18 protein-coding genes and 1 riboswitch are annotated in these 20,759 nt (G+C 50.7%); of the genes, 2 read left to right on the forward strand and 16 right to left on the reverse strand.

Features of this window, described 5'->3' with window-relative positions; all coding sequences use genetic code 11:
- Positions 1-355 precede the first annotated feature (355 nt).
- From LQ229_RS01495 to metA, 15 genes are all read right to left on the reverse strand, one after another.
- A complete protein-coding gene (locus LQ229_RS01495) occupies positions 356-1,303 on the reverse strand; it encodes a 4-hydroxy-3-methylbut-2-enyl diphosphate reductase (RefSeq protein WP_216538502.1) in 948 nt (315 codons plus the stop codon).
- An 85-nt stretch (positions 1,304-1,388) separates the two neighbouring features.
- The gene (locus tag LQ229_RS01500) at positions 1,389-2,825 is read right to left on the reverse strand and encodes a HAMP domain-containing sensor histidine kinase (RefSeq protein ID WP_216538503.1); all 1,437 of its coding nucleotides are present in this window, start codon (positions 2,823-2,825) and stop codon (positions 1,389-1,391) included.
- A gap of 2 nt (positions 2,826-2,827) precedes the next feature.
- Entirely contained in the window at positions 2,828-3,520 is a 693-nt protein-coding gene (locus LQ229_RS01505; protein WP_216538504.1) for a response regulator transcription factor, read from the reverse strand.
- Positions 3,521-3,607: 87 nt separating this feature from the next.
- Complete coding sequence (locus LQ229_RS01510; protein ID WP_230190758.1) at positions 3,608-5,200, reverse strand: trypsin-like peptidase domain-containing protein; 1,593 nt, start codon at positions 5,198-5,200, stop codon at positions 3,608-3,610.
- Positions 5,201-5,488: 288 nt separating this feature from the next.
- Positions 5,489-6,139 carry a response regulator transcription factor gene (locus LQ229_RS01515; protein WP_216538506.1) on the reverse strand — a complete coding sequence of 217 codons (651 nt, stop codon included), beginning with the start codon at positions 6,137-6,139 and terminating at the stop codon, positions 5,489-5,491.
- Complete coding sequence (locus LQ229_RS01520; protein WP_230190759.1) at positions 6,111-7,169, reverse strand: sensor histidine kinase; 1,059 nt, start codon at positions 7,167-7,169, stop codon at positions 6,111-6,113. Before LQ229_RS01520 ends, LQ229_RS01515 begins: the two co-directional genes overlap by 29 nt.
- Complete coding sequence (liaF, locus tag LQ229_RS01525) at positions 7,170-7,997, reverse strand: cell wall-active antibiotics response protein LiaF (protein WP_216538508.1); 828 nt, start codon at positions 7,995-7,997, stop codon at positions 7,170-7,172. It abuts the gene before it with no gap.
- A gap of 158 nt (positions 7,998-8,155) precedes the next feature.
- Positions 8,156-8,293 carry a hypothetical protein gene (locus LQ229_RS01530; protein WP_216538509.1) on the reverse strand — a complete coding sequence of 46 codons (138 nt, stop codon included), beginning with the start codon at positions 8,291-8,293 and terminating at the stop codon, positions 8,156-8,158.
- A 21-nt stretch (positions 8,294-8,314) separates the two neighbouring features.
- Positions 8,315-8,806, reverse strand: coding sequence for a 3D domain-containing protein (locus LQ229_RS01535; protein WP_230190807.1), 492 nt, complete (start codon positions 8,804-8,806; stop codon positions 8,315-8,317).
- A gap of 269 nt (positions 8,807-9,075) precedes the next feature.
- The gene (gene thrS / locus LQ229_RS01540) at positions 9,076-11,016 is read right to left on the reverse strand and encodes a threonine--tRNA ligase (RefSeq protein ID WP_230190760.1); all 1,941 of its coding nucleotides are present in this window, start codon (positions 11,014-11,016) and stop codon (positions 9,076-9,078) included.
- A gap of 402 nt (positions 11,017-11,418) precedes the next feature.
- The gene (locus tag LQ229_RS01545) at positions 11,419-12,345 is read right to left on the reverse strand and encodes a putative sporulation protein YtxC (RefSeq protein WP_230190761.1); all 927 of its coding nucleotides are present in this window, start codon (positions 12,343-12,345) and stop codon (positions 11,419-11,421) included.
- A gap of 186 nt (positions 12,346-12,531) precedes the next feature.
- Positions 12,532-13,665, reverse strand: coding sequence for a cyclic dehypoxanthinyl futalosine synthase (mqnC, locus tag LQ229_RS01550; RefSeq protein WP_230190762.1), 1,134 nt, complete (start codon positions 13,663-13,665; stop codon positions 12,532-12,534).
- A 164-nt stretch (positions 13,666-13,829) separates the two neighbouring features.
- Positions 13,830-15,005 (reverse strand): aminotransferase class I/II-fold pyridoxal phosphate-dependent enzyme, encoded by a 1,176-nt coding sequence (locus LQ229_RS01555; RefSeq protein WP_230190763.1) that lies wholly within the window; start codon positions 15,003-15,005, stop codon positions 13,830-13,832.
- Between the two features lie 5 nt (positions 15,006-15,010).
- Entirely contained in the window at positions 15,011-16,180 is a 1,170-nt protein-coding gene (locus tag LQ229_RS01560; RefSeq protein WP_230190764.1) for a PLP-dependent transferase, read from the reverse strand.
- Positions 16,181-16,212: 32 nt separating this feature from the next.
- Complete coding sequence (metA, locus tag LQ229_RS01565; RefSeq protein WP_216538515.1) at positions 16,213-17,154, reverse strand: homoserine O-succinyltransferase; 942 nt, start codon at positions 17,152-17,154, stop codon at positions 16,213-16,215.
- Positions 17,155-17,236: 82 nt separating this feature from the next.
- Positions 17,237-17,345, reverse strand: a riboswitch (SAM riboswitch).
- 452 nt (positions 17,346-17,797) lie between these two features.
- Between metA and corA the strand changes: the two genes are divergently transcribed.
- Positions 17,798-18,733, forward strand: coding sequence for a magnesium/cobalt transporter CorA (corA, locus tag LQ229_RS01570; protein WP_216538516.1), 936 nt, complete (start codon positions 17,798-17,800; stop codon positions 18,731-18,733).
- Positions 18,734-18,843: 110 nt separating this feature from the next.
- Here corA and LQ229_RS01575 read toward each other — a convergent pair whose 3' ends face one another.
- On the reverse strand, positions 18,844-19,851 hold the full coding sequence (locus tag LQ229_RS01575; RefSeq protein ID WP_230190765.1) for an HRDC domain-containing protein: 1,008 nt from the start codon (positions 19,849-19,851) through the stop codon (positions 18,844-18,846).
- Positions 19,852-20,099: 248 nt separating this feature from the next.
- On the opposite strand from LQ229_RS01575, the gene LQ229_RS01580 reads away from it, so the two are divergent.
- Positions 20,100-20,390: a DUF3055 domain-containing protein gene (locus LQ229_RS01580; protein WP_216538563.1), complete on the forward strand. Its 291-nt coding sequence runs from the start codon at positions 20,100-20,102 to the stop codon at positions 20,388-20,390.
- The last annotated feature ends 369 nt before the right edge of the window (positions 20,391-20,759 follow it).

Genomic DNA, 20,759 nt, shown 5'->3' on the forward strand with positions numbered 1-20,759 from the left:
TTGCTTGCGTTTCAAGCCGATTGTTCTTCAAAACACCCCCTACTGCTGCCAACGCAATGTTGTATAGAATACAACATTTGAGGACGTTTAGAGCGGAAATGGGACGTTATGTTGTAGAAATTACAATATAATCTTTTGAAAATAGTCGAAATGGCTCCCAACCTGCTTCAACTGTTGCACTTTATGCAACATACGCCCGTCCGGTGCGCCTGTTAATCGTTTTATATTGCACTTTATACAACATGCGCGCGATGACGTGGCGGCATATGACTCCGCCAAGGGAACGTTACGCAAATCAAGCCGTCCGCCATGGAGTTCCATTGCGAACGGCTTGCGCTTTGACTTCTAACGTTACTTACTTTGCTTTCTCACGGACCGTCGGAAGCAGCTTCTTCATATTGACCGTTCGGCGTAGTTCCCACGTTTCCGGATTGTCCGGATCGTATTGCTCCAAGTAGGCGATCACTTCTTTCGTGATCGGCGTCGGAGTCGAAGCTCCGGAGGTAACGCCCACTTTGCGCACGCCTTTCAGCCATTCCAAGTTCAATTCCGTAATATCCGCAATCCGGTACGCTTTCACTCCGGCGATTTCTTCGGATACTTGCGCCAAACGGTTGGAATTGTTGCTGCGCGGATCGCCGACGACGATGACCAAATCGGTTTCCTTCGCTTGTTCGGCCACCGCTTCCTGCCTTGTTTGCGTCGCGAGGCAAATTTCGTTATGAATTTCCGCGGTCGGAAACTTCTCGATCAAGCGGTTCATCAAATGCTTGATATCCCATTGGCTCATCGTCGTTTGATTCGTGATGACGATTCGTTCCGTATTTAGCGACAGTTCCGCAATTTCCTGCTCCTTCTCGATGAGATGGACATGCTCGGGCGCAATGCCGATCGCGCCTTCCGGCTCCGGATGCCCTTTTTTCCCGATATAGACGATCTCGTATCCGTCCGCCACCTTGTCGCGGATCAAATCATGGGTTCGCGTCACGTCCGGACATGTCGCGTCGACGGTCGTCAATCCCTTCTCGCGGGCAATCCGCCTTACCTCCGGCGAAACGCCGTGCGCGGTAAAAATGACCGTCCCCCGGTCTACCTGATTCAAGATGTCGAGACGGTTGTTTCCGTCCAGCGTAATGATTCCTTCCCGTTCGAACGCCTCAGTTACGTGGCTGTTATGAACGATCATTCCCAATATATAAATCGGACGCGGCAAATCCAAATTTTTGGCCGTTTGCATAGCGAGCACCATCGCGTCGACAACGCCGTAGCAATAGCCGCGGGGCGTTATTTTGACAACTTCCATCGTCGCACCTGCTTTCTATTAAGCGAAACTTCCACTATAATAACGTGTTCAAAAAGGGGACTTCTTGAACTTCCTCTATTATAGCCTATTCGAGGGCGGGAAGGGAAGCGATGGGCAGCCACACGATGAACGTCGTGCCTTTCCCCAGCGTCGTCAATACTTCCACGGAACCTTTATGCTCGTCAATAATCCATTTTGCGATCGAAAGCCCGAGCCCGGTGCCCGCAATTTTGCCGCGCGACTCGTCGGCGCGGTAGAAACGGTCGAAAATATGAGGAACCTCTTCGCGATCCATTCCGATTCCCGTATCGGCGATCCGGATCCCGATCTGGTCGCCATGGCGGACCGTATCCATCGTCACACTGCCTTCCGGCGTAAATTTAAAGGCATTTTCGATAAAAATAAACAGCATTTGCTGTAAATATTCTTTCTGCCCGTTCACGAATATCCCTTCCAAACCGGAAAAGTCGCCTGTGATCCATTCCGCCTTCCGCTCTAAAAATTGCGCCCGCCGCGCTACTTCCTCCACGATCGGTTTCAGCTCAAGCTGCTCCATCTCCATCGTAAAACCGGCGTCGGCACGCGCCAGCGCCAGCAAATCGTTCACGAGCCGGCTCATGCGCTTCGCCTCGTCGGCGATATCCCGAATCGCTTCGGCCGACATATGTTTGAGCGTCTCCTCATCCCAACGCGATTCCTGCAGTTGATTCGGTTCCCACATTTTTTCGAGCAGATCGACATTCCCGCGAATCGTCGTGAGCGGCGTACGCAATTCATGCGACGCGTCGGATACGAAGCGGCGCTGCGTCTTGTAAGCATCGTCCAGTTCGTTATAGAACGTCTCCATCCTCGACAGCATGCTATTCACCGTATCCACCAGCCGTCCGATTTCATCGTTCGGCCCTTCCCGCTTAATGCGAACGCTTAGATCGGTGCCGCTCTCGATTTGATTGGCCGCCCGGATAACATTGTCGATCGGTTTCAACGATTTGCGGGCAAGGAATAATCCGAGCGAGAAAGCGATCATAAGCGCCAGGATGGAAACGCCCGTCAATATGTTTTTCAGTTTCGCCAGCAGCAGCTCTTCCTTCACCGACAGCACGCCGATTTGAACGAGTCCGACCACCTGATTGTTCGAAGTGAGCGGCATATTGTAAATGAGGAAAGGTGCGCCCTCCACAGTAACATGTTGAAACGCTTGTACCGCTTTCGAATTTTTTTGCGGATAAGGAAAATGGAACGGTTTCAAATTAGCCGACGTCTGAATGTTGGCATTCAAATAGTTTACCGTCTGCACAAAAAATTCCTGGCTAATGAATTTGCCGACCCGGAGTTCGAACGAACCGTTCCAAAAATCGATATTCACATCGAACGGTCTTTGACTGGCCTGCGCCACGATTTTGGACTTCAAATCGCCGTATATGTTCTGGGCGACAAACCAATAAACGGCGAAGCCGCATACGATAAACGTAAACGCAACAATCGCCGAATACCATAACGTCAAGCGTAAACGAATCGACATCGTTACGAATCTCCCCTCAATACATAGCCCGCACCGCGAATCGTCTGAATGATCCGTTTGCCTCCATGCTCCTCCGTTTTTTGCCGCAGCATCGCGATATAGACTTCCAGCACGTTCGATTCGCCGCTGAAATCGTATCCCCAAATTTTTTCCATAATGATATCTCTGGCCAGCACCCGGTTCGGATTTTGCATCAGCAAATGCAGCAGTTCGAATTCCTTTGTCGTCAATTCGATTTTATGCCCGCCGCGCGTCGCTTCCCGCGTATCGAGATCAAGCGCCAAATCTTCGAACGCAAGTCTGCGGACAGGCGTCTCCGCTGCCGGCTCCGCTTTGCGGCGCAACAATGCGCGCACTCTTGCCAGCAACTCTTCCAGCGCAAACGGCTTGACCAAATAATCGTCCGCGCCGAGATCGAGCCCTTTCACCCGCGACTGCACCTCGTCCTTCGCCGTCAGCATCAAGATCGGCACGGAACTGCCCGCTTCCCTGACCCTGCGGCATACTTCCCATCCGTCAAGCTGCGGCATCATGACATCCAATATCATAATATCCGGCTCGCTCTCCGCGATCAATTTCAATCCTTCGGCGCCGTTGCGCGCCGTTACGACATGATATCCTTCGAACGCCAAACCTCTGCGCAGCATCGAGGTGATTTTCTCGTCGTCGTCGACGACCAATACGTTTGACCGCATCGGACCAACTCCCTTCCTCTCTATAATAGCGAAAAGGAAGCGAAGAAGATATGACTCCCCCGCTTCCCGTCAACACGCTTTTTGCAATTATTGCTCAATCGCGCCGAATTTGTTTTTGTCACCGATCGTCACTTTCAAGTCCATCGTTTTGCCGTCGCGGATAATATGCAGCGTAATTTGTTCGCCGACTTTTTTCGTTTGAATCGTATCGATCAAATCCTGATTCGTTTTATACTTGGTGCCGTCAATGCCTGTAATGATATCGTACGGACGAAGATCCGCATTGTATGCCGGCGATTTGAAATAGACCCGCGATACGATGGAGCCTTCTTTAAAGTCGACTCCCAATTCCTTGGCAATATCCTCAGTCATCGTTGCTAGATCCGCTCCGATGAACGGAACCGGCTCCTTGGGAATCTCTTTGTTCGCCTTGAGCGGCTCGACCACTTCAAGGATCGTTTTCGAAGGAATCGCAAAACCAATGCCTTGCCCTTGCGCGCTAACGGCAACGTTCATGCCGATCACTTCGCCGTTCGTATTGAGCAGCGGGCCGCCGGAGTTGCCCGGATTGATCGATGCGTCCGTTTGCAGCAAATTTTTGTAATTGCGGTTTTTACGTGCCTCCTGATCCGGAATGCTGATTTTGCGGTCTTTCGCGCTTAATACCCCGGCCGTCACCGTATGGTCGAATCCGAGCGGATTCCCGATCGCTACGACCCAATCGCCGACTTGGATTTGGTCCGAATCGCCCAAGTTAACGGAAGGAAAATCTTTATCCCCTTCAATTTTCAGTACGGCCAAGTCCAGATCGAAGTTGGATCCGAGCAGTTTCGCCGTAAACGGCTCTTTGTAATCCTGCAGCGTCACTTTGATCGAGTCCGCATTTCCGATCACATGCTGGTTCGTCAATATATAGCCGCTTTTATCGAAAATGAACCCCGAACCGATACCGACTTGAACCAACGAATCGTTCTTGCCGCTATCTCCGTTATCCGACTGGCCGGGGTAATTATCGCCGAAAAATTGCCGGAAAAACGGATCGTCAAAAAACGGATTGTTCGAGAAGCTCCGCCCGCCGCTGCTTTGCTTCTGGAACGTCTCGATCAGTACGACCGCCGGACTCGCCTGCTTCGCAATCGCCGCTACGTTGCCCGGTTTGTCGATCGTAAGACCGCTCGGATTGGCGCTCGCCGTCACGGCGTTCTCGCCGTTGCCGTTGCCGTTCGGCGAAGCCGTCTCGCCCGGAGTGAACCAGTTGCCGCGATCGGCGGCAAACATGAGCGTACCGACAACAAGCATTCCGGCCAAAAACGAAGCGACGATCGATTTAAACGGCGACTTCGCTTTGCCGCTGTACTGCCAATTGGGGTTCACTTGCCCCGGCGCCGGATATCCTCCGTGATTGGCGCCGCCGTTTCCCGCGGGGGCGGAAGAGTTGTAATAGGACCGCACCGGAATCGAGCGAATCGGCTCGGGCGGCGTTATATCCACATCGGACGTTTCGCCGTCTCCGGAAACCGATTTCGTTGCCTGAGGCGACTCCGGTTGAACGGACTTGAACGGTCCGTAAGAATAGTAATAGGATGGTCTTTCCTGTTCCTCTTCTTTCGCAGGCTCTTGGTCTAGGTCTTTATGATTATGAAATAAACCTTGTTCATCATTGCGTTTGTCTTCGCTCATCACGAAAACCTCCTTCAACATCGACTATATCTTCTTTACAATGATTATCATGTACTATAAACCTTAAACCAACCTTAAAAATGAGTAAAAAGAAAATAAAAGTGCGTGTTCAAAAAGTCGACTTTTCAGCACCGAGAAGGCTGCGAGAACCCGAAGAAGGAGGAGCGCAGTGTAGGCAAAACCTACATGAGCACCGGACTTCGAGGGTGAACGCAAGATTCGATGTCGAGTTCGCTCCCAGTTCATCTCCGTGATCAAAAGGGGGCTTTTTGAACAACCTCTAAAAAGCTATTCTACCCAGCCTTTGCGGTGCGCATAGATGGCAAGCTGCGTCCTGTCCTCCAGCTCGCACTTCATCAATAAATTGCTGACATGCGTTTTCACCGTCTTAATGCTGATATGGAGTTCTTCGGCAATATCTTTATTCGTTTTCCCTTCCGCGATCAAGAGCAGCACTTCTTTTTCCCTATCGGTAAGACCTTCGTCCTCCCCTTTGGCCGTTCGGGACCGTAGGCCCCGCGACAACGCCTGCGATACGTCCCCCGTCATGACCGGCATGTTGCGGTAAGCGCCTTGCAATGCGTAGATCAGCTCTTCCGCGGACACCGTTTTGAGCACATAGCTGACGGCTCCCGCCTCGATCGCTTCGACAACTTGCTCATCTTCCAAAAAGCTGGTCAAAATGACGATCCGCATATTCGGAAACTGTTCCATGATCGCCTTCGTCGCTTCAACGCCGTTCATCTTCGGCATCATCAAGTCCATCAGAATGACGTCGGGCAATCCGTCGTCAAATCCCTTCCGCAACGCGGCCAATGCTTCTTCTCCGTCTCCCGCCTCGCCGATCACTTTACATTTCGGCTCCAACATCAAATAGGTGCGAAGTCCCATACGCACCATCTCATGATCGTCAACGATCATGACTTTCATCTGTTCCATGTCCGTCTCGCTCCTCCTCGAATTTAGGGATATGCACGCGAATGGTCGTTCCCGCGCCGGGTTTGCTAATAATTTCGGCATCTCCGCCTAATTTCTCCGCTCGTTCGCGCATCGTGGACAAACCGTATGAGCCGGTTTTGTTCTCCATTTGTTGAAAGCCTTGCCCGTCGTCGCTAATAATTAACGAATATTGGCTGCCCCGCTCCGTCAACGACAAACTGACATGTTTCGCCGAAGCGTGCTTGACGATATTGGCCATCGCTTCTTGGATAATAAGAAATAACTGATGCTCCTTCCCTTCCGACATTTCCCCTTGCAGGTCGATATCTTTCTTGCCCTGCAATCCGTTCTGGCGGCAATAATCGGGAAACCAACGGTCGAGCGCTTCGGCCAGCGTCTTGTCCTCCAATTCGAGCGGACGGAGCTGGGCGATCAAGCCGCGCATTTGCTTTTGCGCCAAAAACGACATATTGATCAATTGCGCAAGCACCGCTTTAGCCCGATCCATATCCAGATCGAGCACCTTCGGCAAAGACGAGGCGGACATATGAATCGCGAACAAATGCTGGCTTACCGTATCGTGCAAATCTCTTGCCAGCCGCTTGCGTTCTTCCAGCACAGCCGTTTCCGCTGTTTTCTCCAGCTCCAACGCCTCTTGCTCGCCCAATTTTTGCAGCAATTTCATCTTCTTCTCCATCGAATCTACCATCGCGTTAAATTCATAGTATAGCCACGAAAAGGTAGGATCGTCCGAAGGAGGAATCCGTTCGGACAAATTCCCCTTGGATACTTGAAGCATACTCAGATGAAGCGTGTCGATCCGGCGTTGAATCGCCCGCGAGACCACATAACCGATAAAGACGTTCAAAATGACGATTCCGAGCAAGTAATAGATCCAAGCATGGGATTGGAAAAGTTCATCATACCATTTCAACCAACCGACGAATAAGGCCGCAATAGTCAGAACGCTTGACAAAGCGAAATATAGCAGCAATCTCCATTTCGTGCTTTTCAATATCCGTGTGATCATCTATCCTACCCTGCTCACTTTCACGTCGCCGATAAAGGTGCTGACAATGATCCGCACTTTTTTGCCGGCTTCCATGTAGTAAGGCGTTTCCGATTGCACGCTTCGCATAAAGCCTCCTTGCGATTGATCCAGCACCTTCACATCTCCGATAAAAGCGCTGGAGGAGACCGTAACGCCGACTTCCACATCGTTCGGAACGAATACTTTGACATCGCATATAAACGCTGAAATATTCACTTTTGTTTCGCCGTAAGGAATTTGCGCTTTCGTTAAATCAAGCACGGTGTCACCGATGAAATGGGAAATGTTCATCGGCCGCAACTCCCAATAATCCTGCCCCATGTGGACCTCGCCGATAAAGCCCGATTTGTTGATCGCTTTCGAATCCCATCCCCAATCGGTCCAATCGTCATGATGACTTTGGTGATGAGGATCGTCGCCGATCGGCGGCATGGACGAATCGTAATGCCGCTCTCTTGAGCGCGGTTTCAGCAGCACATATAATCCTATGAGAATCAATCCCGCCGGAATGATATATTTAATCATATCCCCGATCGAAAAGGTGTACCAACCCAAATTTTGTCCGAGAAAATAACATCCGATCGCAATCATGATGAAACCGAATAGGGAAATGGAGCGGTTGTTAGGGTGCCTGCCCGTCCCGACGAGATTGCATAACCCGATTACGATCAAAATAACCGGCCAAAACGTTCTAATCAAATCTCCTATGCTGAATGGGAGAATGCCCATTTGCCGCAATAGAAACAGTACGCCAATGCCGACAAGAAACAGTCCTCCGATCAGCCTGGAAAAAATATTTGAATTCATCTGCAACGCCCTCCGCTTGATAAACATCTTTCATTATATACAGTGTAAAGGTTGTTCAAGCAAAAAGACAGCGCCCCGGGGTTGAACTGTAAATCGGTCTCAAGACCGATTTACAAAAAGAGAGGGCATATCGTCGTTATGCCCTCTCGTCTGACAATTTATTTATTATTGTTACGTTCCGCCGTACGCCCCGCCCGTTTCGCGGCGGCATTCGTAGAAGCGGCGTCAGCCTCTTCCGCAAATTCCGCGTTAAATTTTTGGTTCACGCCCATTTTCGTATTTTTATTTTTAGCCATTTGCGCTCACCTCCACGGATATTATGCGGCGTCTTTTGGCGTTTTATGCGTAATGAAGGCTTCCTTGACCTGTTCGACCAGTTCCTCGGTCACTTTGCCGTCGCCGCGCTTCAGCACTTGGACGTTGACCGTTTTTTTGCCCCATTCTTTATATACTTGCTTCGTCGTATTATAGTAAAGATCGATTTTTTTTCCTTTAATGGCCGAGCCCGTATCGGCGACGATTCCGTAGCCGTAGCCTGGAATATAAAGAATCGTTCCCATCGGAAACACTTTCGGATCGGCGGCAATTGTCGAAATGCCCGCTTGATCGCGCCTTACTTTAATGCCCGAATACGTAATGCCGTATTCCGGATGGCCCGGTTTTTTCCCCGTCGATTCCACGCCTGCGGTATAACCGGTTGCAACGACTTTCACCGTCTCCAACACTTGATCCTGGCTCGGCGCGCTCACCGTCGTCGATTGCGGCTCCCTAGGCTTTTCTTTAACCTCCGGCGCTTCTTGCGCAATCATAAGATGGTTGCGGATATCGGATGTGTAATACGTTTCCTGAAATTTCTGTTGTTTCAAATATGAAACGACATCCGGCGGCAAACTTTGCGAATAGACGCGGCTTTCCGCCATTCCGAACATCGCAACCGCAACGGCCGCGATCACAACGATCAAGATTCGCCTCGGCAAATCGCAACATTTGGTTATCATATGGATACCTCCCCCTTATTGCGAAGGATGTCCAGGGATAACGCAAATTATACGCCGGGGCGAAATTTTTTATCTATTCCTTAGAAAATGCTGTGCGTGCGGATTTCTTCGGACAACTCGGCGATCGTCTCCTCGACCGGCTTCATGCCAATATCGCCCTGGCCCCGTTTGCGCACGGAAACGGAGCCCGCGTTCTGCTCGTTCTCGCCCACAATGAACATGTAAGGCACTTTCTCCAACTGGCCTTCGCGAATTTTGTAGCCGAGCTTTTCGTTCCGCAAATCGGCTTCTACGCGAATGCCCGCTTCTTTCAACCGCTCTTCGACCCGCTTCGCATAATCGTCGAACGCCATCGAAACCGGGAGCACCTTCGCTTGAACCGGAGCAAGCCAAAGCGGGAGCGCGCCGGCGAAGTTCTCCAGCAAAAAGGCGGTCATCCGCTCCATTGTGCTAACGATGCCGCGGTGGATCACGACAGGACGATGTTTCTGACCGTCATCGCCGACATATTCCAATTCGAACCGCTCCGGAAGCAGGAAATCAAGCTGCGCGGTGGAAAGCGTTTCTTCCTTGCCGAGCGCGGTGCGAATTTGCACGTCCAGCTTAGGGCCGTAGAACGCCGCCTCTCCTTCCGCCTCGAAGAACGGAAGCTCCAATTCCTCGACGACCTCGCGCAGCATCCGCTGCGACATTTCCCACATCTCGTCGTTTTGAAAATATTTTTCCGTATCTTGCGGATCGCGGTAAGACAACCGGAAACGGTAATCTTGAATGCCGAAATCTTCATATACTGTCCGGATCAGATTGACGACGCGGGCGAATTCTTCTTTGATCTGATCGGGACGGCAAAAGATATGCGCGTCGTTCAGCGTCATCGCGCGCACGCGATGCAAGCCCGTAAGCGCGCCGGACATTTCATAGCGATGCATCGTGCCGAGCTCCGCAATTCGGATCGGCAAGTCGCGGTAGCTTCGCATTTCGCTCTTGAACACCATCATATGATGCGGGCAGTTCATCGGGCGAAGCACCAATTCCTCGTTGTCCATGACCATGGTCGGGAACATATCTTCCTGATAATGATCCCAATGTCCCGATGTTTTGTATAATTCGACATTGGCCAGAACCGGGGTATATACGTGCTGGTATCCGAGACGTTCTTCCAAATCGACGATATAACGTTCCAGCGTGCGCCGAAGCTTCGCGCCGTTCGGCAGCCATAGCGGCAAGCCTTGTCCCACTTCGCGCGAGAAGCCGAATATTTTCAGTTCTTTGCCAAGCTTGCGATGATCCCGTTTTTTCGCTTCCTCCAAAAAATGCAAATGCTGTTCCAACTCGGATTTTTTCGCGAAGGCCGTTCCATAAATCCGCTGAAGCATTTTGTTCTTCGAATCGCCCCGCCAATAAGCGCCGGCTACGCTAAGAAGCTTGAACGCTTTGATCCGGCCGGTCGAAGGCAAATGCGGCCCGCGGCACAGATCGAAGAATTCCCCTTGATCGTACATAGTAATGACGGAATCTTCCGGCAAATCGCGAATTAGTTCCAGCTTTAAATTGTCGTGAAGCTCCGTATAAATGCGGAGCGCCTCCTCGCGGCTGACGACTCTGCGGCGGATCGGCAAATTTTCCTGCACAATCTTCTCCATTTCTTTCTCGATCTTCGCCAAGTCTTCGGGATTGAGCGAATGCTCCATATCGATATCGTAATAAAACCCGTCTTCGATGACCGGACCGATGCCGAGCTTGACGGCCTGATTGCCGTAAATCCGTTTGATCGCTTGCGCCATCAAATGCGCCGTACTATGACGGTATACTTCCAAACCGTCCTTTGAATCGAGCGTTACGATTTCGACCGCGGCGTCTTCCGTAAGCGGCGTATATAAATCGACCGTTTTACCGTTTATTTTTCCTGCGATCGCATTTTTCTTCAAGCCGCTGCTAATCGAGCCGGCTACGTCCTCAATGGTGCTTCCGCTCTCGTATTCCCGCACCGCGCCGTCCGGCAAAGTAACTTTAACTGACATGGATTTAACCTCCTCAACGTAGTGAAAGGACCTTGAAAAACAATCCTCCCTGTAGTCGCTTGAACGCAAAAAAACCCGTCCCGCAAAGGGACGAGTTGTCGACTCGTGGTTCCACCCTAATTCGATCCGGCGCTGTCCTGCAGCGGCATCGGATCCTTAAGCGCATTCGGTAACGGGAATGAATCGGCACGCCTTACTGCTCTTTCGCCCGCGGCAATCCATCCGCCTGGCGCGCAAGGTTCAAACGTGCAGCTACAAAGGGGTAAACCGCCGGCGGTTACTGGAGGAAATTGCAGCCTACGTTTCCTCTCTCTGGACAGACCGGAGGGCGATTCGTTTCTTTGTCAACGCTGTTCAAGCTCCATATAATATCAGTTATTATAAATCCATTTGCGCCGGCGGTCAAGTGCATTGATCCTGGTGCTGCTTGTCGGTGTGCAAATACGGCGCGCAGTCCGAGCAATACACGCATACTTGGACCCTGTTCTCGAATATTTGCCGAATCGTTTGAATGACCTGCTCTTCGGGATGGCGCGTATGAATATAAATGTTTTGCGGCGAAACGGAAATGAGCGTGCTGACGATCATATCCTCCATCTCCAGCTCTTGATCGGGGAGCTCGATCACGATTCCTTCCGTTTGCGTCGTTTCGATTTGAACCATATGCTCGTTGAGCAATTCGAATTGATGTCCGCCTTTATGCATCAAATGCGCGACCGGAATTTTCGTTTCCTGCAAATACACGAAATATTTCAAGAGTGCGATAAATTCGTGGTATTGCTGGTCCAATATATATTCGTCCACGGCATATTCGACGATTTCGCGCAGCTCTTTCGCATACTGTTCCATCCGAAAATGAATAAATCCGTCCAAATGCACTTTCGTATGCTTATCGCGAAAATATTGCAGAAACGAAGAGGCTACCGTTCTTTTCCGGCGATCCCGGTTTTCGTACTCGCTCATTTCGAGATCCGTCCCATTCAACAAACGCATACAGTACTCCTCGACTTGCTCTACCGCATCTGTTCCTTCGAAGCGGCATTGTTTCGCGATCATTTTCCGCAGCAGCATGCTTTCCTTTTCCTTCAAGACGTATTCCGCCAACGCATTTGCCGCTTTTTTATATATTTCTTCCGTACCGGAATCGCCGTTTGCATCGGATGAAGGTCCGTAACAGATGAAATTCGTTTCACCCGCTCGCGTCGCGAAACGAAAGTGGACTCCTTCCTCTTCTGTATGTAAATCGTCGAATTCACGGGTGAAGCAATCGTATAATTTGGAAATGTCTTTCGCGGAAGTTTCCGTCATCGATACTGTAAAAAGTTCCATGGACTCACTCCTCAACGTTTGGTATATCCGTTAACGCGATTTCTTTGATGCCTTATTCAGTATATGGGGTTTCCGAAACAGATATACGACGATGAATTTGGAAACTCCGCCGCAAGAAACAGGAAAAAACCCCGGAAAGCGTCAAGCTATCCAGGGTTAAAAGCGTAATCTAATCCGTCGAACTATTTAATTTTGCATGACGAAATCGCGCTCGACCCTCGCATTCTCGTCAAAGATTCGCAATATATTATATTTGGTATCGCGCTGCGCCGGCGTTTTCCCCGCTTCGCGGATGATTTGCAACGTCGAACCGATGTTGACTTTATGCGTTGCCCCGGCCGCGGATACGACATTCTCTTCGATCATCGTGCTGCCGAAGTCGTTGCAGCCGTAAGACAACGTTAATTTGCCGATTTCCGGCCCCATCGTAACCCAGGAAGATTGGAAATTCGGGATATTGTCAAGCGTAATGCGGCTGATCGCGAGCGTCTTCAAATATTCTTCCGGCGTCGCGCGCTCGACCCGAATATTGGTGTTATCGGGTTGGAACGTCCACGGGATGAATGCCAGGAACCCGGCGGACGGGTATTTATTCGCAATGCATTCGTCCTGCGCCTCGCGGACGCGCAGCAAATGCAGCGCACGCTCTTCCATCGATTCTCCGAATCCGATGACCATTGTGGCCGTCGTATTCATGCCGATTTTATGCGCCGTTTGCATAACGTCCATCCAATCGCGCCAGGAGCCTTTTAATTTGCTTATTTTGCTGCGCGTACGGTCGTCCAATATTTCCGCTCCGCCGCCCGGCAACGAATCGAGTCCCGCTTCGTGAAGCTCGCGAATGACTTCTTCCAGCGACAAACCGTCGGATACCTCTTTCATCTTCAAAATTTCCGCGGGAGAAAAGGAATGCATCGTAATATCGAACCGTTTCTTAATTTCCCGCAGCAAATTCGTATAGTAGCTGAACGGCAAATTCGGGTTGGTTCCGCCTTGCATCAATATTTCCGTTCCGTTCACGTCGATCGTTTCTTGTATTTTTTGGAAAATCGTCTCATCCGGCAATACATAGCCTTCCTCATGCCCCGGACGACGATAAAATGCGCAAAAGCGGCAATATACGTCGCAAATGTTGGTGTAATTAATATTTCGGCCGATAACGAACGTCGTTATCGGTTCGGGATGCCATCGCTTCATGACTTCGTTGGCGACATGGCCCATTTTCTCGACTTGATCCGATTCGAACAGCGCGATACATTCCTCCAGGCCGATCCGTTCCCCTTGCAAAGCTTTATCCAGTATACGATCTATCGAACCCATCGTAGTATAGCATCTCCCTTGTTATGAATTTTACAATATACGAATTCCGTCCGTTTGTTTCATCGTAACATAATTTGCAAAGAAAAACAGCACCTTTCGGCGCTGTCGCTTATCGAAAAAATGCAAGGTTCCTGCGCGGGCTTCCTTGACATCCTTATACAAGATCAATCTTGCAGCGCTTGGGATAAATCGTCGATCAAATCGCCGATATGCTCCAATCCTACCGAAAACCGCAGCAATCCGTCGCCGATCCCCCGCTCCAACCGAACTTCGCGCGGCATCGCCGCATGGGACATCATCGCCGGGTAGGACAAGATGCTTTCCACCGCACCCAAGCTAACGGCAACAAGCGGAATCTGCACTTTGCCGAGCACTTGCTTCGCCTTCTCTCCCGATCCGACGTCGAAGGACACGACGGCCCCGTAGCCGGACGATTGCTTCTCGTGAATGGCCCGTCCAGGATGATCTTCCAATCCCGGATAGTATACTTTGACGATATTCGGATGCTCCGCAAGCCAAGCCGCCAGCTTGCGGGCGCTCTGTTCCGAATGAGCCATACGGGCTTCGAGCGTTTTCATCCCTCGCATAAGGAGCCACGACTCCTGTACGCTGAGCACCGTCCCCATCCCGTTCTGCAGCTGCTTCAGCCGGCGGCCGAGGGACTCGCTGCCGGCGACGGCCAGCCCGGCCAGCACATCGCTATGGCCGCCTAGAAATTTGGTCGCGCTATGCAGCACGATGTCGACGCCGAGCTCGATCGGCCGTTGATGATACGGCGTCATGAACGTATTGTCGAGCAGCGTGAGCAGGCCATGCGATTTCGCCCATGTTGCGACCGCTTCGATATCTGTAATTTTCAACGTAGGATTGGACGGCGTTTCCAGGAAGACCGCTTTCGTATTCGGTTGCAAAGCCGCCTTCACCCGGTCGAGATCCGTCATATCGACAAACGTCGTTGCAATGTTCATTCGATTCAAAATCGTCGTCAGAAAACGGTAAGTCCCCCCGTAAACGTCTTCCGTCACAATGACATGATCGCCGCTGGAAAACAACATGAACGCCGTGGAAATGGCCGCCATGCCCGAAGCGAACGCGAAACCGCCCGCCCCTCCTTCCAAAACGGCAATGTATTGCTCCAAAGCGTCCCTCGTAGGATTGCCGGAACGGGAATAGTCGAACGGCGGCGGATCGTTAATGTCGCGATGATGAAATGTCGACGCTTGATATATCGGCATGCTGGACGCGCCGGTCGCCCCGTCGATCTCCCCGCCGAAATGCAGCAGCCGGGTTGCGAATCTGCGCTGCCGATCCGAAATTTGCTTCTTGTTCTGATCTTTCATATCGTCTATTCTCCTTCGATTTCCCGTCTTGCCGCTTCGATCGCCCGGCCAAGATCTTGAATGAGGTCGTCTACATGTTCGATGCCTACGGAAAAACGCAGCAATCGATCGTCGACGCCTACTTTTTCCCGTATTTCGGGCGGAATGTCGGCATGCGTTTGCACGGCCGGATAAGTCATAAGCGATTCGACGCCGCCCAAGCTTTCCGCAAAGGCGATTAAACGAATATGGCGCAGTATCGGCTCGATATACCGTTTATTTTTCATTTTGAACGAGAAGATGCCGGTGTTGCCGGAAGATTGCTTGTTCTGCACCTCGTAACCGGGATGATCCGGCAGCGCGGGATAATACACTTGTTCCACTTGCGGATGCTCCCGCAAATATTCGGCAATGCGGAGCGCGTTATATTGATGCCTTTCCATCCGCAAAGCCAGCGTTTTCATGCCGCGCATCAATTGGTAGGAATCGGACGGGCCCAGCACCGCGCCGATCGAGTTGTGCAGAAACGCCATTTGTTCGGATAACGACTGTCCTTTCGTCACAATTATGCCTGCCAACACATCGTTATGGCCGCCCAAATATTTGCTCGCGCTGTGTATGACAATATCCGCGCCGAGTTCTAGCGGACGTTGGAAGAAAGGCGTCAGAAGCGTATTGTCCACAATGGTGAGAATTTGCTTTTTGCGGGCCCATGCCGCCACCGCCCCGATATCGGTAATCATCATAAGCGGGTTCGTCGGAGTCTCGATCAGCACCGCTTTCGTATTCGGCAAACAGCTCGCCTCGAGCGCGTCGAAATCGTTCGTATCCACATAAGTGGCCGTTACGCCGAACCGGCTCATCACGCGTTCCAACAAGCGGTAGGTACCTCCGTATAAATCGAGGGAAACGATCAGGTGATCGCCTTGCCCGAACAATGCGAATATCGTCTGCAGCGCCGCCATCCCGGAGCTGCAAGCGAATCCCGCGTCTCCGCGCTCCAAATCCGCAATCGCTTCCTCCAGCACCGCGCGGGTCGGATTTTTCGTGCGGGAATAATCGAATCCCGTGCTTTCTCCCAACCGCGGATGCCGAAAGGCAGTCGCTTGATAGATGGGAAAGTTAACGGCCCCGGTTGCCGGTTCGTTTACGGAGCCGATTTGCGCCAAGCGGCTCTCTATTTTTAAATCTGACATAGGATGGTGCTCCCCCCGATCGTGGTATTCGCTCAAATCCAAGCGCCGTAGTCGACTTCGACTCCCGCATTCAGATCGTATGGCGTTTCTTGATAGACATAGTAGTTCAGCCAATTCGAGAACAACAGGTTTGCATGCGACCGCCAAGTGGAAAGCGGCGGCTTTGTCGGATCGTCGTCCGGATAATAATTTTTCGGAACCGCAATTGGAAGCCCTTTGCTAACGTCGCGGTCATACTCCCATTTTAAAGTACAAGGATCGTATTCGGAATGGCCTGTGACGAAAATTTGTTTGCCGTCTTTCGTCGCGGCGATATAGACGCCCGCTTCTTCGGATTCCGACAGAATTTCCAGCGACTCGACCGATTCGATGTCCTCTTTGCGCACTTCCGTATGCCGCGACTGCGGCACGTAGAAAATGTCGTCAAAACCGCGCAGCAGCTTGACGTTCTGCTTATTGACCGTATGGGCGAACACGCCGAAGCATTTTTCCGCGAGCGGATATTTCCGAATTCCGTAATGATAGTACAGCCCCGCTTGGGAAGCCCAACATATGTGCATGGTCGAAGTAACGTTCGACTTGCTCCATTCGAGAATTTCTTTTAATTCTTCCCAATAATTCACTTCTTCGAACTCCATTTGTTCGACCGGCGCCCCGGTGACGATCATCCCGTCAAACCGCAAATGGCGGATCTCATCAAACGTTTTATAAAAGGTTTCCAAATGTTCGGCCGACGTGTTTTTCGACTTATGCGATTTCGGATGAAGCAGCACAAATTCCACCTGCAGCGGCGTATTTCCGATTAAGCGCAATATTTGCGTTTCGGTCGTTTCTTTCGTAGGCATCAAATTTAAAATAGCAATGCGCAAAGGCCGTATATCTTGATGGTATGCCCGCGATTCATCCATAACGAAAATATTTTCTTGAATCAACACTTCTTTGGCCGGAAGCGAATCCGGAATTTTGATCGGCATAAAGCTCACTCCTTTGTCTCAAATATAAAATGAGAAAAACCTTTCTCATACGAGAAAGGTTGTCATGTTCGTTCATGAGCCTTTCTCATCTGTCAGAAGCTACGCTTCCGCAAGAATTAGCACCGTACTATACTTAATAGCCGGTTGCCGGGTTTCATTGGGCTAGTCCCTCCACCTACTCTTGATAAGAATTGCTATGCAATATTCAGTTAATTTTAATAACTACTTTAATCGAAATACAGGCGGCAGTCAAGACTTTTTCGAGCATCCGGCGTGCGAACGATTCGGCCTTGCCAACCGCCGCACATTTTGCCGGCGGACGCCATAATTTATGATAGGTCGACGTCATGATTTTGTCTTGAAACATCAATGGACGCGCGTTATACTAAACAAGTGCTTGAATAACGAAATGGAGAGGTGAAGCCGGAATGGATGGCGATCCGAGGCCGAAAGGGGTTCGCAACTTCCCGCAACTGCATAGGAACGAAGTCAGCGTTCGATGTTTGACGTCCGGTGGAACGAACCGTTATCGTTATTGCTTGCATATTCGGTAAACCGCGGCGTTATATTCGCATGCCTGATTTCTTCCTCTGCTCTTGCGCGCAATGCAAGCAGTAAGGCAATCGAAGAGGAGTGAAATCGGATGAAAATACGTTTGGTACACGACGGCGCGTTTACATTGATCGATAACATCCATCAAGCGTTGGATGCGCCGAGTCAAGGTTTTTACTGGATTGACGCCGACGTCGACGATCTTGTCGTTTTGCAGCCGTTGTTCGGCATGCATGATTTGGCGGTGGAGGATTGTTTAAGCGAAGAAGAACAACGCCCGAAAATCGAAATTCATGAGAGCCATTATTTTATCGTCATCAACAGCATTCGTTTTGACGATGAGGAAATTTTCCTGCGCGCGCTGAATATATTTCTGGGCAGGCATTACATCATTACCGTTACAAAGCAAAAAATCAACGAGCTTCGAGCGGTCAAACCGCTGCTCTGGGAACAAGAAGTCGACAAGCCCGACCGGTTCTTGTATCATCTCGTCGACCTGGTCGTAGACAACTACTTTTCCGTCGGCGATCGGATCGAAGTCCGGATCGAGAATTTGGAAGAAGATATATTGATGCATACGAAGAAAACGCATCTGAATGAAATTATCGGATTGCGAAGCGAAATTTTATGGTTGAAAAAAGTGCTTAACCCGCAAAAAGAAGTGATCGCTACATTAAATAAGAAAGATTTGAAATTGATTGACGACGAGTTGCAAAAATATTTCAGCGACATTTACGAAAACGCGGTCAAAATCTCGGAAACATTCGAGACGTACCGCGACTTGATGAGCAACTTGCGCGAAGCTTACCAATCGAGCATCGCGAACCGCGCCAACGATATTATGCGCGTATTCACCGCGATGACCGTCATCTTCCTGCCCCTAACGATTATAACGGGCATATACGGGATGAATTTCGACAATATGCCGGAGCTTCATTGGAATTTCAGCTACTACGTTGTGCTAGGCTTCATGCTGACGTTAGGCCTCGGCATGTTCTATATATTTCGCAAGAAGGATTGGTTGTAAAAGGCTATCAGCCGATATATCGGCTGATCTCGGATAAGGCCGTCCCCATCGGCAAGTTGAACCGCCGCCAGGGGACGGCCTTATGCCGGCTTATGCCGGTATGAATGGCGCTACACCGCCTGTTTCACCGCTTCGCCTTGGCGCCGGAAACGAAGCCGCAGCAAGCGAATCCGCTCATATAACAAATCGATATTGTCCGCTTTCATAATATCGTCTCCGTACGCTTGCAATAAGACAGGCTTTACATATTTATCGCCCCTCGTTTGCATCGCCTCCCAGATCAAAGCCTGTTCTTCCGCCGGCATATCCCGAAGCTCGCGTTCGATCACCGGTTCTACATCGTAGCCGTCCCGTTCAAGCTCTTCCAGCATTTGCACCAATTCGCGGCGCTGCATGCCGCACTGTTCTTGCAGTTCCGCAATGGACCGGCCTTGCTGGACCCCCTCGAGAAGGCGGCGACGCCCGGTTAGCTTGTCCATTTCCTGCTTATATTTCACTTCCTTCTGCTTGTACAGCCACTGCGTAAATTCCAGCGGATCGAGTTTCTCCTTCACCCAATCGAGCGGAAAACGATGCTCGCGCGGTACCTCTTTCGTAATTTCGATAATGCCCGTTCCGTACAATTCGACTTTGTTCTCGCCGAAACCGGGGATTTGCAGCAATTCCTCCGGCGTTTGCGGAATAAACGTGCCGATTAAGCGCAGCATTCGATTGGTGGCGACGAAATAAGGGGCTTTCTTCACGGCGGCGGCCTGCGAACGCCTCCATTGGGTCAACGCCGCATACAGCGCTTCGTTCGGATTCAAATCGCTATAGCATGCGAGCATTTGCGCGCCGTACATTTTCGACGTTTTGTCCGTACGGTCGTCCAACATCCCGTCAATAACCGGCGAATATCCTTCTCCAAGCTTCACCGCGATTCCATGGCGAAATACCGACAGAAGCTCTTGCCAAGATCCCCCCTCGTACCACACGGTTTGCTCCGCATGGCCGTCCGGTTTCGGCTCGTCCCAGAACAAATGCCACTCACCGTGCCGTTCGCAGATCGACACCTGAGCCGTAACGATCCGGTCGTGCTCCGTCCGTTTCTCCAAACTGTTCAAAAACACAATATTCATACTGCTTGCTCCTCCTTTATTCTCGTTTGAAAAAATTCCGGACAAACAAAAAACACCCCTCCTACGTCATGTAAGAGAGGTGCTTCCTCCGTCCGATTTTTCAATTACCCTTATTATACCATGCAACCGCTTCCTGTCAATCCTGCATCGAAAACTTCCGTCATGCCTCTTCGGATTGGCATCGCAGAAGGTTTATAATATAATGAGTACGAATCTACGAAACCTTAAAGGAGCTTAATGCGATGTCCATGCTGGAATTTGATTTTTTATCCGATCATACGGAAGATACGTCCACCCGATTCGTTACCTTTATCGGAAACAGCTATAAACGATTCGATCTGGCCATTACGAAAACGAACCGCTTCTACGGCAAACAACTGGTGGTCGATCTACAAAACGGAATTACGGCCATTATCGGGCCTGACGACTTGGAAGAAGAAGGCTATTTGGAGCATGTGTATAAATTATCCGAGGAAGAAGCGGCAGAATTGCGCGAATTTTTATCCCAAATCGTCGGAACGGTCAATTTTACGGATTGATTGAAGCGCAAGGCGAAGGTTCGGTCGTATAACGGGGTATCGCTTCGATCGAAGCGATTCGCTTTCGTCCGATGCGGCCGGCCTTGGCAGCGGATGAATGCGCCGCTCCCCTTTTGTCGAAATCCCCGTCGTTCAGACGGGGTTTTTATCGTTTCCGGGCTGGGGAAGGAACGCTTCCAATCCGGCGGCATTGCTTCGATTCTTAGTCGGATGAAGCGCTCGTTATCCAACATGATAGCGCAGCCCCCTGCGTCTCCCCCTATCTCGAAATAGCTCCGAAATCCGGCGTTAATCTGCGACTCGATCGCCGAACCGGGAGATTAAAAGGAAAAACCGGAGCTAACCCATAGCAGATTCGCCAATTCATGA

The organism is Paenibacillus sp. CECT 9249 (genome assembly GCF_918697855.1).
In the GTDB taxonomy this organism is placed as follows: domain Bacteria; phylum Bacillota; class Bacilli; order Paenibacillales; family Paenibacillaceae; genus MSJ-34.

Coding starts and splice junctions, on each gene's coding strand:
- LQ229_RS01495 (WP_216538502.1), bottom strand. CDS start 1,303: ATGGAAGTTGTCAAAATAACGCCCCGCGGCTATTGCTACGGCGTTGTC.
- LQ229_RS01500 (WP_216538503.1), bottom strand. CDS start 2,825: ATGTCGATTCGTTTACGCTTGACGTTATGGTATTCGGCGATTGTTGCG.
- LQ229_RS01505 (WP_216538504.1), bottom strand. CDS start 3,520: ATGCGGTCAAACGTATTGGTCGTCGACGACGACGAGAAAATCACCTCG.
- LQ229_RS01510 (WP_230190758.1), bottom strand. CDS start 5,200: ATGAGCGAAGACAAACGCAATGATGAACAAGGTTTATTTCATAATCAT.
- LQ229_RS01515 (WP_216538506.1), bottom strand. CDS start 6,139: ATGGAACAGATGAAAGTCATGATCGTTGACGATCATGAGATGGTGCGT.
- LQ229_RS01520 (WP_230190759.1), bottom strand. CDS start 7,169: ATGATCACACGGATATTGAAAAGCACGAAATGGAGATTGCTGCTATAT.
- liaF (WP_216538508.1), bottom strand. CDS start 7,997: ATGAATTCAAATATTTTTTCCAGGCTGATCGGAGGACTGTTTCTTGTC.
- LQ229_RS01530 (WP_216538509.1), bottom strand. CDS start 8,293: ATGGCTAAAAATAAAAATACGAAAATGGGCGTGAACCAAAAATTTAAC.
- LQ229_RS01535 (WP_230190807.1), bottom strand. CDS start 8,806: ATGATTGCGCAAGAAGCGCCGGAGGTTAAAGAAAAGCCTAGGGAGCCG.
- thrS (WP_230190760.1), bottom strand. CDS start 11,016: ATGTCAGTTAAAGTTACTTTGCCGGACGGCGCGGTGCGGGAATACGAG.
- LQ229_RS01545 (WP_230190761.1), bottom strand. CDS start 12,345: ATGGAACTTTTTACAGTATCGATGACGGAAACTTCCGCGAAAGACATT.
- mqnC (WP_230190762.1), bottom strand. CDS start 13,665: ATGGGTTCGATAGATCGTATACTGGATAAAGCTTTGCAAGGGGAACGG.
- LQ229_RS01555 (WP_230190763.1), bottom strand. CDS start 15,005: ATGAAAGATCAGAACAAGAAGCAAATTTCGGATCGGCAGCGCAGATTC.
- LQ229_RS01560 (WP_230190764.1), bottom strand. CDS start 16,180: ATGTCAGATTTAAAAATAGAGAGCCGCTTGGCGCAAATCGGCTCCGTA.
- metA (WP_216538515.1), bottom strand. CDS start 17,154: ATGCCGATCAAAATTCCGGATTCGCTTCCGGCCAAAGAAGTGTTGATT.
- corA (WP_216538516.1), top strand. CDS start 17,798: ATGAAAATACGTTTGGTACACGACGGCGCGTTTACATTGATCGATAAC.
- LQ229_RS01575 (WP_230190765.1), bottom strand. CDS start 19,851: ATGAATATTGTGTTTTTGAACAGTTTGGAGAAACGGACGGAGCACGAC.
- LQ229_RS01580 (WP_216538563.1), top strand. CDS start 20,100: ATGCTGGAATTTGATTTTTTATCCGATCATACGGAAGATACGTCCACC.